This window comes from Micromonospora sp. DT4 (genome assembly GCF_049841675.1).
Classification (GTDB): Bacteria; Actinomycetota; Actinomycetes; order Mycobacteriales; family Micromonosporaceae; genus Micromonospora.
In genome coordinates this window covers 1-12,347 of the sequence record NZ_JBNCKT010000136.1, presented here as the reverse complement: position 1 = coordinate 12,347, position 12,347 = coordinate 1, and the positions used below count along the sequence as shown (strand labels likewise).

The following is a 12,347-nucleotide window of genomic DNA, read 5'->3' as shown; positions in this document are numbered from 1 at the left end:
CCATCGACATCGCCACCATCAAGATCTGGCTCCGCGACCTCGCCCGCGAAACCTGATCCACAAGACACGGCCTAGTCCGTGGCCGACTCTGATCTCGGGTGTGCGTGGTGGTGGCGCCTTCTCGGCCGACCGACGTGGGGGACGTCATGGCCAAGTTCAACCTCAAGCAGCGCCCGAGCCGGCAGCGGCCGGTGACCGCCGAGGGCGCGCCCGGCTTCGTCCGTGAGCCGCGCCTCGAACTGTTCCTGTTCGGTGTCTCGAACATGGTTGGCGAGGCGGCCTTCTACGAGGGCTCCACCGATCGGGACGCCCGTTTCCGGGACCTGGTCGCCACCGTGGCCGTCGCTGATCCCGACTGGTTCGGCCGGTTCGTGCCGTGGCTCCGGAGCGGCGCGATGATGCGCTCGGCGTCAGTGGTCGCGGCCCTTGAGGGCGCCCGCGCCCAGGTGGCGGCCGGCATACCGGGTTCGCGCGCGGTTGTCGACGCGGCGTTGCAGCGTGCCGACGAGCCGGGTGAGGCGCTCGCGTACTGGCTGGCTCGTCACGGCCGGGCACTGCCCAAGCCGGTGAAGCGGGGCATCGCCGACGCGACGGTCCGGCTCTACACCGAGCGGAGCCTGCTCAAGTACGACTCCGTCGGCCGTCAGGTGCGCTTCGGTGACGTCATCGACCTGACCCACCCCACCGCCAGGGACGAGCGACAGGGTGACCTGTTCCGGCACGCGCTGGATCGGCGGCACCACCGGGACAATCCGGTCCCGGAGTCCCTGCGGATGCTCAGGGCGCGGGACGCGCTCATGGCGATGCCGGTCGAGCAGCGCGGGGAGGTCGTCGACCGGGCCGTGTTGGACGAGGCGGGTATGACGTGGGAGTCCCTGGCCGGCTGGCGACAGCGGGCGATGGACGCGGCAGCATGGGAGTCCGTCATCCCGACGATGGGCTACCTGGCGCTGCTGCGTAACCTGCGCAACTTCGACCAGGCCGGAGTCAGCGACGCCGTCGCCGAGACCGTGGCGGCCAGGCTCGCCGATCCGGCGCAGGTGGCGGGTTCGCGGGTGCTGCCGATGCGCTTCCTGTCGGCGTACAACGCGGCACCGAGCCTGCGCTGGGCGTACCCGTTGGAGAAGGGATTGCAGCACGCCCTCGCGAACGTTCCCGCCCTGGACGGGCGGACGCTGATCCTCATCGACACGTCCGGCTCGATGCAGAGCGCGTTCAGCAAGGACGGCGCGCTGCGCTGCTGGGACGCCGCCACGGTGTTCGGTCTCGCGCTGGCCGCTCGCGCGCGGGCGGCAACGGTGGTGTCGTTCTCCGATCACAGCATGGTGTTTCCCGCGGTGGCGGGTGAGTCGGTCCTCACGGCGGTGCGGCGGTTCGAGGACGGCGGCTACCTCATCGGCAGGGGCACCGACACCGAGACCGCGGTGCGGGAGCACGTCGGCACACACGACCGGCTGATCATCCTGACCGACGAGCAGGCGCACTGGCACGGGTCGGCAGATGTCGTCGCGTCGGTGCCGGCAGAGGTGCCCGTGTACACCTGGAACCTGGCCGGATACCGGGTCGGGCACACGACGACGGCGACGAGACGACACACCTTCGGCGGACTGTCCGACGCCGCGTTCGCGATGATCCCACTGATCGAGGCCGGAGCCGACGAGCAGTGGCCCTTCTGATCCGCGCTGCGGGGCCGCGTGTGCCCCGCAGCCCGGATCAGGGCAGGAACTCGCTGGTCAGGTCGATGAGGGCGCGGGCGGCGGCGCCGAGCGGGCGGTCCACCGGGGTTGCCAGCGACGCCGTCCAGTCCAGGTCGGCGTCGGTGACGGTCAGCGTGCGGACACCCTCGGCGTCGGCGACGACGAAGCGGGGCAGCAGCGCGATGCCGAGGCCGTGCCGCACGTGGTCGGCGCCGGTGGCGATGTCGGGGATCTCGATGGTGACGCGCCGGGACAGGCCGGCGGTGGCGAACGCCCGGTCGGTCACCGAGCGGTTGCCGTACCCGATCGGGGAGTCGATGAAGTCGAGGCCGGCGAGGTCGCGCAGCGGCACCGCAGTACGGGAGGCGAGTGGATGATCGTCGGACACGACGAGGTCGATGACCGAGCGGGCCAGCTCGGTGAGGTGGATCTCCGCCGGTGGCGCGCCGGGCAGCGAGACGAACGCGAGGTCGAGCCGACGCTCGGTGAGCGCGTCGATGAGTCCCTGGGAGCCGGACGGCGCGACGCTGGTGTGCAGCAGCACCCCGGGGTGCCGGCGGTGGAACTCGCCGAGCAGGGCCGGCAGGTGCAGGAGCCTGATCGAGGTCATCGTGCCGATCCGCAGGGTGCCACGGAGGCCGCTGTGCACCTCGGCGACGGCGTCGCGGGCGTCGCGGGCCGCGTCCAGGGCGATCCGGGCGCGGGGTAGCAGCGCGAGGCCGGCGTCGGTGAGGAGTACGCGCTTGGAGTTGCGGTCCAGCAGCGCTGCGCCCAGCTCACGTTCCAGGGTCTTGACGGCTGCGGAGACGGCGGACTGGACGACGTGCAGGCGGGCAGCGGCGCGGGTGAAGTTCTGCTCCTCGGCCACCGCGACGAAGTACTCGAGTTGGCGCAGTTCCACGCCGCCAAGTATCACCTATCGCGATGGTAGCTAGCGTCAACTTTCGTTGGACGTGATGATCGTGTGGGGTGACAGTGGGGTCATGTCGTCAACGACCCTGCCCTCCCGCCAGCCCGTCGCCACGGCTGGCCGTACCGAAGGATCGTCCCGCCACGGCCGTGGTTTCTGGGCGATCGCCCTGGCGTTCCTCACCGCGATGGCGTTCTGCACCGTGCCGTCTCCGCTCTACCCGCTCTACATGGCCCGCGACGGCTTCTCCACGTTCATGGTCACGATCGTGTTCGCGGCGTACGCGGTCGGCGTGGTGATCAGCCTCCTGCTCGCCGGGCACGTGTCGGACTGGGTCGGCCGCAAGAAGATCCTCATTCCGGCGCTGGCGCTGGAGTTGGTCTCCGCCGCGCTGTTCCTCGGCGACACGTCCCTGCCGGTGCTGCTGGTCGCCCGCCTGGTGAGCGGGCTGGGCATCGGCATGATCACCGCGACCGCCACCGCGTACCTTCAGGAGCTGCACGCGGCGCACCGCCCGGACGCGTCCCGGCAGCGCTTCGAGGTGGTCTCCACCGCCGCCAACATCGGCGGTCTCGGCGTCGGGGCGCTGGTCGCGGGCGTCCTCGCCCAGTACGTCCACGCGCCGCTGCGTACCCCGTACCTGGTGTTCGCCGTGCTGCTGGCCGTCAGCCTCGTGGCGGTCGCGGTGACGCCGGAGACCGTGCGGGAGCGGCTGGTGAAGCCGGCTTACCGGCCGCAGCGGATCAGCGCCGACCACGGCGACGCCGCCGGCTATGTGGCGGCGACCGCCGCCGGGTTCGCGTCGTTCGCGGTGTTCGGCCTGTTCACCTCCGTGGCGCCGGGCTTCGTCGCCGGCACGCTGCACCTGCCGTCGCGGGCGCTGGCCGGAGCGGTCGTGTTCGCCGTGTTCGGCGGCGCGGCCGTGGCGCAGAGCCTCACCACCCGGCTCCCCGCCCCGGCGAAGGTACGGCTCGGGTTGTTGGCGCAGACTGTCGGCGTGCCCGTCGTGCTGGTGGGGATGCACACCGCCAGCCTGACCGCGTTCCTGCTCGGCGGTGTGGTCGCCGGTGTCGGTGCCGGCGTGCTGTTCAAGGCCGCCGTCGGCACGGTCGCGGCGATGGCCGTGCCCGCCCGGCGCGGCGAGGCATTGGCGGGGCTGTTCCTCATCGCCTACCTCGGGATGAGCCTGCCGGCCCTCGGCATCGGTGTCGCCACGCGCGCCGTCAGCACGATCACGGCCATGAACTGGTTCACCGGCCTGCTGCTCGTCCTCCTCGCCGGCGTGACGGCCCTGTTCCGCCGCAGCACCGCCAACCGCTGACCTGGCCGGGGGCCGGCACGGCCCCCGGCCACCAGGTCACCGTGGTCGGACCACCGAGGGCCTGTCGAACACCGAGATCGCCGAGCGCCTCCACATCGGCGTCACCACCGTCAAGACCCACATCACGAGCCTCATGACCAAGACCGACAGCCCCAGCCGGGTACGCCTCGCGCTGTTCGCGCGCGGCGCCTGAGACCGACGTCTCCTACCGCCCGCACGCGTAGCCCTGCATGCCCCTCGGGTTCGCCCCGGCGGCCAGCACCCCCGTGGCCGGGTCCCGGGACACGGCGCAGAGCCGGCCCAGGCTCCACGAGTCGGCGAGCCGCACCTCGCGCCCGTACGCCCGTAGGGCCGTCACCACGGCGGCGTCGAGCCGGTCCTCCACCAGCAGCACGCCCGGCTCGAAGTCGCGGGGATAGAACGACGACGGCGCGCTGAGGCTGTGCCAGGCGGGCGCGTCGATGGCCTGCTGGAGGTGCTGGCCGCCGACCGCCGGGTCCAGCAGCACCGTGGCGGGCACCTCGGCGCTGTCGCCGTACCACGCCTCGCGGTCGGCGAACGCGAGCGTCAGCGCCTCGACCTGGGCGTGGATACCGGTGGCGGTCGTCGCGCCGGGGGCCCGGGTGGCGCTGGGAGGCTGCCGTCGGCGGCCGTCTCCCAGCGCGCAATGCTAGGCCGCTCGATCACTCCGGGTACGACGGTCCCGGCTCGGTGCGCAGCATCCGCTTGAGCATGCGGTTCGCCTCCCGCATGTCGTCGGTGATCAGGCGGGTACGCACCGTCCCCTTGCCGGTCAGCTTGCCGCCCACCTCGAACACCGCGCTCTCACCCGGCAACGGCACCGCCTGGCAGCCCGTGTACGTCTCGGCGGGCAGCCGGCCGTCCAGCAGGTAGGCGTAGACCGAGGGCCGATCACGTCGTACCGCTCGGCGAGGGCGGGCGCGGACCGCGCCACGTACGGCGCCAGCGACAGGCCACTGCCGCCGGGTCCACCCGGGTTGACCAGCAGGATGCCCGCACGGTTGCTGCCGGACGCGGCGGTGGACCGATCCGGACCTGGACCGCCCTGCCGTCGCGGGGGTTGTGCCAGTCGCGCGGCACGGTGACCGTCGCGCAGGACAGGCGTAGCTGCGCCTCGTCCTCCGGGCTGACGTCGGCCAGCCCGCACGGCTCCCAGGTGAGCCGCTGGGTGGCGAGGGACGCGGCCAGGGCGGCGGTGTCCGGCTCGGCGGCCGTGGCCGCGCTGGCCGCGGTGCCGGCCGCGCCACTGGTCAGGGCCGCGGCGACCAGGGTCACGGCGACAGGGCGGCCGGCCGGCGCACGCGGCGTGGGTGGCGCGACCCGGTCGTGGGATGGGGCATCGTCCCATCCTCTCGTGGAGCAGATGATCGAACGGCCCTCACCCTGGCCCAGGAGTGTTTCGCCGCCGCGGTCCCGCGATGACGAAGACCGGCCATGGCGGGATCCGGCCAGTCACAACCAGCCGCGACGAGCGGCCTGCACACCGAGCTGGAACCGGCTGCGCGCGCCGAGCAACTCCTGGAGGCGACTGACCCGGCGATGCACCGTACGGTTGCTGACGCCCAGGTCACGGGCGATCGCCTCGTCGGTCAGGCCTGCGGTGAGCAGCGCGAGCAGCCGCTGGGTGGCCACCGTCGGCTCGGCGTCCGGTTCGGCGGTGTCGGCGGTGGCGTGGATCGGCGCGCCGAGCCGCCAGAACACCTCGAACAGCTCGGACAGCCCCTCCAGCAGCCGCGAGCGGTGCACCAGCATCGCGTCCGCCTCGTCACCGCCGGCACGCGGGAGGACGACCAGGCCACGGTCGGCGTCGACGAGCACCATCTTCAGTGGCAGCTCCGGGAAGACGCGCGCCTGCTCACCGGCGGCGACCGCGGCACGCACCGCCGCCAGCATCGCCTCGTCGTGCAACAGCTCACCCTCGTACACGCAGCGGTAGCGTCGGCCGCGGCGCAACGCGTCGTACTGCACCTCCTCCGGGACCCGCGTGGTGTCGCGCAGGTACGGCCCGCGTTCCAGACCCCGCACCTCGGCGCGGGCGCCGGCCTGCAACTGGCGGAACAGCTCGCGGACGGCGTCCTTGCCCTCGATGACCTCGACGAACGCTGCGCCCGCGCCGTGCACCGCGGTGTAGAGCCCGGACAGCGTCTCGGCGGCGGCACGCGCCCGGGCGGCCTCTATCTCCCGCAGCGCGGCCCAGTTCTCCAGGGCGGTACGCGGTGGCCGGACGTGCAGCACGCCGGCGGCGTCGCAATGCACGGCGCCGCGGCTCAGCAGGCCCGCCAGCGCTCGCGCGGTCTGCGGCGACGCGGTGGACAGGAAGTCCCGCTGCGCCACCGGCGCCACCCGCAGGAGATCCTGGTAGACGTCCACGGCGTCCGCCGTGAGCGGGAGCGATTCCACGTCGAGGGCGGGCGACACGGCGAGGGGACAGGTCCGCATGCCGGCGATCGTAGAGCGCCCTTGTGGCGACAGTTTACGCAGGTCGGAGCGCATGGATCACGATCAGTTCGCGGACGGGTCCCCGCGCTGACCGGGCTCGCGACGGTACTCGGGTTGCAGCCGCGCGCTCGTGAACGCCGACTTCGCCGCCGCCTTGAGCGCGGCGATGTCGTACGCCCCGTGGTGGCGCTGGCCGTTGACGAAGAAGGTCGGGGTGCCGGTGACGCCGCTCAGGTCGGCCGACTCGACGTCCTCGGCGATCCGGTCGACGCCCATGCGCTTGGCCATGTGCTCCCGGAACGGGTCGAGCTCCAGGCCGAGCTGCGCGGAGTAGCGCAGCACGTCCTGGTGGGCGAGCAGCAGGTCGTGCATCTCCCAGAACGCGCCCTGCTCGCCCGCCGCCTCGGCGGCCTCGGCGGCGAGCTGCGCGTGCGGGTGGACAGGTCGACGATCCCCGTGGCCATGCCGAGCAGCGCCCGCGCGCGCCGCGTCGGCGAGGGTTGGGCGACGATGCGGAACAGCAGCCAGGTGAGGACGGAGGCGCTTGCCGACGACGTACGCCGCCACCACGCCGAGCGTGACCGGAGACGTCACGGCCCGGCCCAGCAGCTCGCCGTCGATGACGATCCCGGCGTTCGCCAGCGCGAACAGCGGCACGATCACGTAGCTCGCCCACGGGTGGTAGAGGCTCTGTAGTCGCTCGTTCGGTGACAGCGCGGCGGTGAGCCCGGCCTACGCCATCCGGGCGAGCTGCGGTGTGGGCTGCTCCCGGAAGAGGCGGAACTGGTGGCTCGCCCACTGCAGGTCCTGGCGGCCCGGGTCGTAGGCGTAGGTCAGCAGGCCCATCAGCAGGCCCACCACGACCGGGTCGATGCCGGACTCCGACACCGCGACCCAGGCCGCCACGCCGAGCAGCGCGTAGAACCGGCCGTGCCGCAGCCCCCACGAGCACCACGACGGCGAAGATCAGGGCCGCGACGAGCAGCGCGGTCGGCGAGGAGCGCGGTCGACGAGGAGCGCGCCGGGTAGGCGATCACCAGCACCGCGATGGCCACCAGATCGTCGACGACCGCGACCGTCAGCAGGAAGGCGCGGAGCCGGTCCGAGAAGCGCGGCCCGATGACGGCCAGCGCGCCGAGCGCGAGGGCCGTGTCCGTGGCCATGACCGCGCCCCAGCCCGCCGCGGTCGGGCGCCCGGCGTTGATCGCCAGGTAGATCCCGACCGGCAGGAGCATGCCGCCGAACCCGGCCAACATCGGCAACGCCAGCCGACGCCGCCCGCGCAGTTCGCCGATGTCGAACTCGCGGCGCAGCTCCAGCCCGGCGACCAGGAAGAAGATCGTCATGAGGCCGCTGTTGACCCAAGTACGCAGGTCGTGCGACACGGGCCAGTCGCCGAGCCGGACCGACAGGGTGGTGCGCCACACCGACTCGTACGACGACGGGCGCAGGTTGGCCCAGGCCGGGGCCACCACCGCCGCGATCAGCACCACCCGCGCGCCACCGGTCTCGGTATGCAGGAACGCGCGCAGCGGAGCGTTGAAACGCCCCTGCCAGGCGGTCCGGGCGGACCACCCCCGGTGTGCGTTGTTGCTCGTCACGGAGGCAATCTTCTTCGGACTGATCGTCTCCTGGCGCGGATTTGGGCACGAGGCGAACGTCTCCTGGCCGGTCCGACATCAGGGCATGCACGGAACGCCACCGGTTGGTAGCGTACCGGTGATCTCGCTGGCGGCGGCCGGCGGTGGTCCCCTGGGGAGGGTCAGCATGTGGGCGGACGACGCTGCGCTCGACGCGGCGGGGCGCCGGCTCGACGAGTGGGAGTCGTCGCTCGCCGAACGGGCCGAACGGGCGAAGACGCTGTCGACGCGGATGCAGGAGCTGACCGGCACCGCCCACACCCATGATCGGACGGTCCTGGTCACCGTCGACTCGGCTGGCCTGCTGATCGACCTGTGGCTCGACGAGAGCACCCGGCAACAACCCGCGGCACGCACCGCCCAGCAGATCGTGGACACCACGAGAGCCGCGCGCAGCGACCTGCTGCGGCAGGTCGCCGACGTAACCGCGGAGTCCCTCGGCGACGACGCGAGCGCCCGGGCCATCATCGACTCCTATCGCAATCGGCTGGGCCACGAGCAGGGGCCGAACGATGCCCGGCGGTGAGGGCATCCAGGTCGACCCGGACGACCTGACCAGCCACGCCGTACGCCTCGATCGCTGCGCCGGCAGCCTCGACAGCATCCAACAGGCAGGTCAGCACGCCCGGTTGGGCACCGAGGCCTACGGGCAGCTCTGCGCGCTGATGCCGGCACTGCTCGACGGCCTCCAGCGGACCCTGGTCGATGGCATCGGCGCCGCCGCCGCGTCGGTGCGGGACACCGCCGGCAAGCTGCGGACCAGCGCCGACCAGTACCGAGACGCCGACGCCCATGCCAAGCACCTGCTCGACGGGGTGCGGCAGCGCCCGTGACGTCCAACCCGCTCGTCGCCGCCGCAGCGGACACCCCGCCCAGCGCCTGGGCGGGCGTGTGGATCTGCGAGGACATCGAACTCATCGCGCAGGGCATTCGCAGCGGCAGTTGGATCGACGGCAGCCTCGGTGTCGTGAGCGCCGGCCTCGACGCCCTCGCCTTCGTCTCCGACCCGGTCGGCGCCCTGCTCCAGTACGGAATCGCCTGGCTCATCGAACACGTCAAACCGCTCAGTGAGGCGCTCGACTGGCTCGCCGGCGACCCAGCGCAGATCACCGCACACGGCCAGACCTGGCGCAACGTCGCCGCCGCGCTCCGCGAGGACGCAGCCGAGCTGACCCGTGCCGTCCGCGACGACGTCGCCGGCTGGGGCGGCAGCGCCGGCCCCGCCTACCGCACCTGGGCCGCCGAACAACAGCAGGCCATCACCGGCCTCGCCCAGGGCGCCGACACCATGGCCGCGAGCACCGAAGGCGCCGCCGGTTTGGTGGCCGCCGTCCGGCTCCTGGTCCGCGACGCCATCGCCACCTGCGTGTCCCGCCTCATCACGTACGCGGGCGAACTCGTCATCACCGCCGGACTGGCCACACCGCTGGTCGTGGAGCAGGTCACGACGCTGGTCGCGTCGTGGGGGGCGCGGATCGCGCGGTTGCTTCGCGCACTGCTGGCCAGCCTGCGACGGCTGATCCCGGAGGTACGCCGGCTCGGCGACCTCATCGAGAAGCTCAAGCAGGCGCTGGGGCGACTCACTCGGCTCGGGCCGGCTGACCGGATGGGACAGCGACGCGACTGGGCCGACCCGAGAACCCGGCCGCTTCCGCCAGAACGGACACCCGATTCCTACCTCTCCGCTGGTGACCCGGTCTACCACTCCGATCACTCGACGGGCATCGGCTACGACGACTTGACGATGCGGAACTTTGACAAGGTGCGACCCCTGGATGGGCACCATGACGTCATCGTGCACGGCACCGACCAGGGATACTTTGTCCCGGGCAAGGTTTCAGCAGACGGAGCGCACATGGACGGAAACGCCACCAACGCGGCTCAGATCGCCGCTGCGGTTCGGGAAAATCCCGCCTATGACGGCGGCCCTCTCCGTTTGGTCTCCTGCTATGCCGGCACCGTCAAGCCTGACGTCGACGCGGTACCACTCGGTCAACAGGTCGCCGACGAACTCGGGGTCAGCGTGCTCGCGCCAACGGCTCGGGTGGGGACCCAGCGATGGGCCGCAGAGCCTCAACCGCCAGTCGTCGAAAGCGGCGGCTCCTGGGAGCTCTTCGTACCACGAGCGAGAGGGCAGCGATGAAGCCTGTGGGGTTCTTTCGAGAACTAGGGCCCAACCAGACCGAGGTGTACGTGGAGAGCATCCACGCGCACGTCAACGCGACGCCGCTGCCCGACGCCGTCCAGGTCGAAGACTATCTACGCCATGGCCATGGCCTCATCGACGTCATGGGCGCGGAGATCGACGTCCTCGGGAGCGGCCGACACCTTGTCGGGGGCGCATCCGTGCTGACGGATGGCGAGTGGTTGTGGCGCGACGACCTGCGCTTCTACCTGGCCACATACCGGGTGCAACTACCCACGGAATTCCTGGCGACAGTGCGGGGCAATGATTATCGCGTGCCCGCTCTCCGAGGAGATCAGCTCCAGCTGGCCGGCGAGGAGGCGACACGGATCCTCGGATACCACTGACAGCGCCCCCCTAAATGCAGATCCACACCGACGCATGGGTGGTGACCATCTCGCTTCCGCTAAAGGAGGGAGGACACGTTGGAGCTGTACGACGTGGTCGAGCTCCGAGAAGCCATTCGGGGGGAAGAACTGCCTGCCGGGACAGTGGGGACGGTCGCTCATATCTTCGGCGGCACCCCGGCTGCGTACGAGGTCGAGTTCGCCGATGCCGATGGCCGTACGGTCGCCATGGTCACGCTCAGAGCCGACCAGGTAATTCGCCGAGGCGAGTAGCCGTTCGGGCGGACCACCCCCGGTGCGGGCTGTTGCTCGTCACCCGGAAATCGCTCCTCGACCCGACGGCAGACCGGCCCGGATTCGACCACACTCTTGCGCCACCCGTTCGGCCCGTACTGCGGAGGCCGCACCAACGGATAGCATTATTTTCGCAAACTTCGATGCCACGGTCTCGATTCGGCACGGAGTACGTGCACTGTGGACGGTGACAGAAGGAGACTCCATGCGAGGACGCAGATGGGCGACGCTGGCGGTGGCGGCGACGCTCGCACTCGGTGGACTGGTTGGGGCCGGCGCCGCCCCGGCGGCAGCCGACCCGCAGGGCGGCACGCTCCGCGGCGTCTACTACGACGGTCAGTTCTGCAACAGCTATGGCAACGAGGGTGTCCAGACCGGCCAGTGGAGCTGGCACTACTGCGAGTACCGCCAGTACGGTCCCAACGCACCCGGGTTCTACTTCCTCTGGAGCTTCACGTACTGATCACTCCTGGCCGCCAGCGGCGCTCAACCGGTGGCGGCCGGTGCCGCTCACCGGCGCAGGCGGCGGGAGCACTCGCCGTCGTGGCCGTCGCGCAGGAGGCAGCGTCGGCTGCCGGGCAGCCGCAGGTCGCAGAAGACCCGGTGGCGCAGGAATTGCTGGTCCTCCTCGGAGACGGTGGTCTCCCCCGGGTCGGCCATCGGCAGCGCCAGCATCCAGCGGCCGATGACCCGGGCCAGGCGTTGCGCGGTGGGCAGGTCGGTGGCGACGACGGGCAGGTGGATGACGTATCGCTGGCTCATCGGGGCTGGTCCTGCGCCGTCTGCCGGCGGCTCAGCTCGCCCTTGATCCGGGCGGTCTCGCGGCGGCTCTGGGCGAGGGCCGCGTAGACGGCGGCCATGTCGACGGCGATCCGGTCGAGGAAGGCGTACACGTCGTCGGGGTTCAGACCGCGACGTCCGAGCCCGGCCGGCGCGAAGCGGCGCTCACGCACCTGCCACGGCAGCAAGCTGGTGTACGCGCCGGAGCGATCGGCGCCACCACCGCTCGCCGCCCTCGGTCGCTCGTTCTTGGCGTTCGTGTCTACCTGCCTTCCTGACGCAAAGGGGCGAGGGTGCGCTCGGGCACGGCGGCCGTTCAGGATCGCCGCACTGGGTTCAGCCTGCGATAATCCGCAGCCAGAAGGCAACGTTCCAGACCGCAATTTCGCTGTTGTGCATTGACTTTCTTTGCTGAAACCCGTAGGAGTTGCAGGAGCAGGTCACGCCGACTTCGGTCTCGCCGACTCACACCTCGACATCAATCTCGAGGCGCCGGCCGGCAGTGGGCGCATCGACATCGAAGTCGGCTACACCATCATCGAGGTCAAGCGCCAACTCCAAAACGGACGTGCGCTGCGGGATCAGGAACGACTCCGTCTTGCCCGAGCCGGTGCCGGTGGTGATCTGGGTCGGCTCGGCGTACGTATTCAGCTTGAGGTAGCCGTTTGAGGCAACCACGGCCCGGTGGTGAACAGCTGTTTGAGGACGTCGAG

At 71.2% G+C, this 12,347-nt stretch carries 16 protein-coding genes and 2 pseudogenes; 9 read left to right on the top strand and 9 right to left on the bottom strand.

The window, feature by feature from the left end; genetic code table 11:
- Positions 1-146 precede the first annotated feature (146 nt).
- Positions 147-1,676: a TROVE domain-containing protein gene (locus ACLQ24_RS25875; RefSeq protein ID WP_425894305.1), complete on the top strand. Its 1,530-nt coding sequence runs from the start codon at positions 147-149 to the stop codon at positions 1,674-1,676.
- A 37-nt stretch (positions 1,677-1,713) separates the two neighbouring features.
- Here the strand turns inward: ACLQ24_RS25875 and ACLQ24_RS25870 are convergent, their stop codons facing one another.
- Positions 1,714-2,613 (bottom strand): LysR family transcriptional regulator, encoded by a 900-nt coding sequence (locus tag ACLQ24_RS25870; protein ID WP_425894304.1) that lies wholly within the window; start codon positions 2,611-2,613, stop codon positions 1,714-1,716.
- A gap of 67 nt (positions 2,614-2,680) precedes the next feature.
- On the opposite strand from ACLQ24_RS25870, the gene ACLQ24_RS25865 reads away from it, so the two are divergent.
- Both ACLQ24_RS25865 and ACLQ24_RS25860 read left to right on the top strand, forming a co-directional pair.
- Positions 2,681-3,928 carry an MFS transporter gene (locus ACLQ24_RS25865; protein WP_425894303.1) on the top strand — a complete coding sequence of 416 codons (1,248 nt, stop codon included), beginning with the start codon at positions 2,681-2,683 and terminating at the stop codon, positions 3,926-3,928.
- Between the two features lie 55 nt (positions 3,929-3,983).
- Positions 3,984-4,121 (top strand): annotated as a pseudogene (locus ACLQ24_RS25860) (response regulator transcription factor); the annotation flags it as partial.
- A 12-nt stretch (positions 4,122-4,133) separates the two neighbouring features.
- Here ACLQ24_RS25860 and ACLQ24_RS25855 read toward each other — a convergent pair.
- The 5 genes and pseudogenes from ACLQ24_RS25855 to ACLQ24_RS25835 all read right to left on the bottom strand — a co-directional run bounded on the left by ACLQ24_RS25855 (position 4,134) and on the right by ACLQ24_RS25835 (position 7,989).
- Positions 4,134-4,448: a gamma-glutamyltransferase gene (locus tag ACLQ24_RS25855; RefSeq protein ID WP_425894302.1), complete on the bottom strand. Its 315-nt coding sequence runs from the start codon at positions 4,446-4,448 to the stop codon at positions 4,134-4,136.
- A gap of 163 nt (positions 4,449-4,611) precedes the next feature.
- Positions 4,612-4,770, bottom strand: coding sequence for a hypothetical protein (locus tag ACLQ24_RS25850; protein WP_425894301.1), 159 nt, complete (start codon positions 4,768-4,770; stop codon positions 4,612-4,614).
- Between the two features lie 70 nt (positions 4,771-4,840).
- On the bottom strand, positions 4,841-5,224 hold the full coding sequence (locus ACLQ24_RS25845) for a hypothetical protein (protein ID WP_425894300.1): 384 nt from the start codon (positions 5,222-5,224) through the stop codon (positions 4,841-4,843).
- Between the two features lie 177 nt (positions 5,225-5,401).
- Positions 5,402-6,388, bottom strand: coding sequence for a LuxR C-terminal-related transcriptional regulator (locus tag ACLQ24_RS25840; protein WP_425894299.1), 987 nt, complete (start codon positions 6,386-6,388; stop codon positions 5,402-5,404).
- Between the two features lie 63 nt (positions 6,389-6,451).
- Positions 6,452-7,989 (bottom strand): annotated as a pseudogene (locus tag ACLQ24_RS25835) (Na+/H+ antiporter NhaA).
- Here ACLQ24_RS25835 and ACLQ24_RS25830 point away from each other — a divergent pair.
- From ACLQ24_RS25830 to ACLQ24_RS25805, 6 genes are all read left to right on the top strand, one after another.
- Positions 7,979-8,554, top strand: coding sequence for a YbaB/EbfC family DNA-binding protein (locus tag ACLQ24_RS25830; RefSeq protein WP_425894298.1), 576 nt, complete (start codon positions 7,979-7,981; stop codon positions 8,552-8,554). The pseudogene ACLQ24_RS25835 and the gene ACLQ24_RS25830 sit on opposite strands and share 11 nt — an antisense overlap.
- Positions 8,541-8,861, top strand: coding sequence for a type VII secretion target (locus tag ACLQ24_RS25825; protein ID WP_425894297.1), 321 nt, complete (start codon positions 8,541-8,543; stop codon positions 8,859-8,861). Before ACLQ24_RS25830 ends, ACLQ24_RS25825 begins: the two co-directional genes overlap by 14 nt.
- Entirely contained in the window at positions 8,858-10,171 is a 1,314-nt protein-coding gene (locus ACLQ24_RS25820; RefSeq protein WP_425894296.1) for a WXG100 family type VII secretion target, read from the top strand. Before ACLQ24_RS25825 ends, ACLQ24_RS25820 begins: the two co-directional genes overlap by 4 nt.
- A gap of 50 nt (positions 10,172-10,221) precedes the next feature.
- Positions 10,222-10,560, top strand: a complete 339-nt coding sequence (locus ACLQ24_RS25815) for a hypothetical protein (protein ID WP_425894295.1) — start codon at positions 10,222-10,224, stop codon at positions 10,558-10,560.
- Between the two features lie 78 nt (positions 10,561-10,638).
- The gene (locus tag ACLQ24_RS25810; RefSeq protein WP_425894294.1) at positions 10,639-10,833 is read left to right on the top strand and encodes a DUF4926 domain-containing protein; all 195 of its coding nucleotides are present in this window, start codon (positions 10,639-10,641) and stop codon (positions 10,831-10,833) included.
- A gap of 226 nt (positions 10,834-11,059) precedes the next feature.
- A complete protein-coding gene (locus ACLQ24_RS25805) occupies positions 11,060-11,317 on the top strand; it encodes a hypothetical protein (protein ID WP_425894293.1) in 258 nt (85 codons plus the stop codon).
- A 47-nt stretch (positions 11,318-11,364) separates the two neighbouring features.
- On the opposite strand, the gene ACLQ24_RS25800 is transcribed toward ACLQ24_RS25805, so the two are convergent.
- From ACLQ24_RS25800 to ACLQ24_RS25790, 3 genes are all read right to left on the bottom strand, one after another.
- Complete coding sequence (locus tag ACLQ24_RS25800; RefSeq protein WP_425894292.1) at positions 11,365-11,616, bottom strand: hypothetical protein; 252 nt, start codon at positions 11,614-11,616, stop codon at positions 11,365-11,367.
- Positions 11,613-11,954, bottom strand: coding sequence for a DivIVA domain-containing protein (locus ACLQ24_RS25795; protein WP_425894306.1), 342 nt, complete (start codon positions 11,952-11,954; stop codon positions 11,613-11,615). The genes ACLQ24_RS25800 and ACLQ24_RS25795 overlap by 4 nt, the downstream gene beginning before the upstream one ends.
- Before the next feature lie 145 nt (positions 11,955-12,099).
- Positions 12,100-12,347: hypothetical protein (locus ACLQ24_RS25790; RefSeq protein ID WP_425894291.1), on the bottom strand; the 248-nt coding region annotated here is incomplete at its 5' end.

Coding starts and splice junctions, on each gene's coding strand:
- ACLQ24_RS25800 (WP_425894292.1), bottom strand. CDS start 11,616: ATGAGCCAGCGATACGTCATCCACCTGCCCGTCGTCGCCACCGACCTG.
- ACLQ24_RS25805 (WP_425894293.1), top strand. CDS start 11,060: ATGCGAGGACGCAGATGGGCGACGCTGGCGGTGGCGGCGACGCTCGCA.
- ACLQ24_RS25825 (WP_425894297.1), top strand. CDS start 8,541: ATGCCCGGCGGTGAGGGCATCCAGGTCGACCCGGACGACCTGACCAGC.
- ACLQ24_RS25840 (WP_425894299.1), bottom strand. CDS start 6,388: ATGCGGACCTGTCCCCTCGCCGTGTCGCCCGCCCTCGACGTGGAATCG.
- ACLQ24_RS25865 (WP_425894303.1), top strand. CDS start 2,681: ATGTCGTCAACGACCCTGCCCTCCCGCCAGCCCGTCGCCACGGCTGGC.
- ACLQ24_RS25875 (WP_425894305.1), top strand. CDS start 147: ATGGCCAAGTTCAACCTCAAGCAGCGCCCGAGCCGGCAGCGGCCGGTG.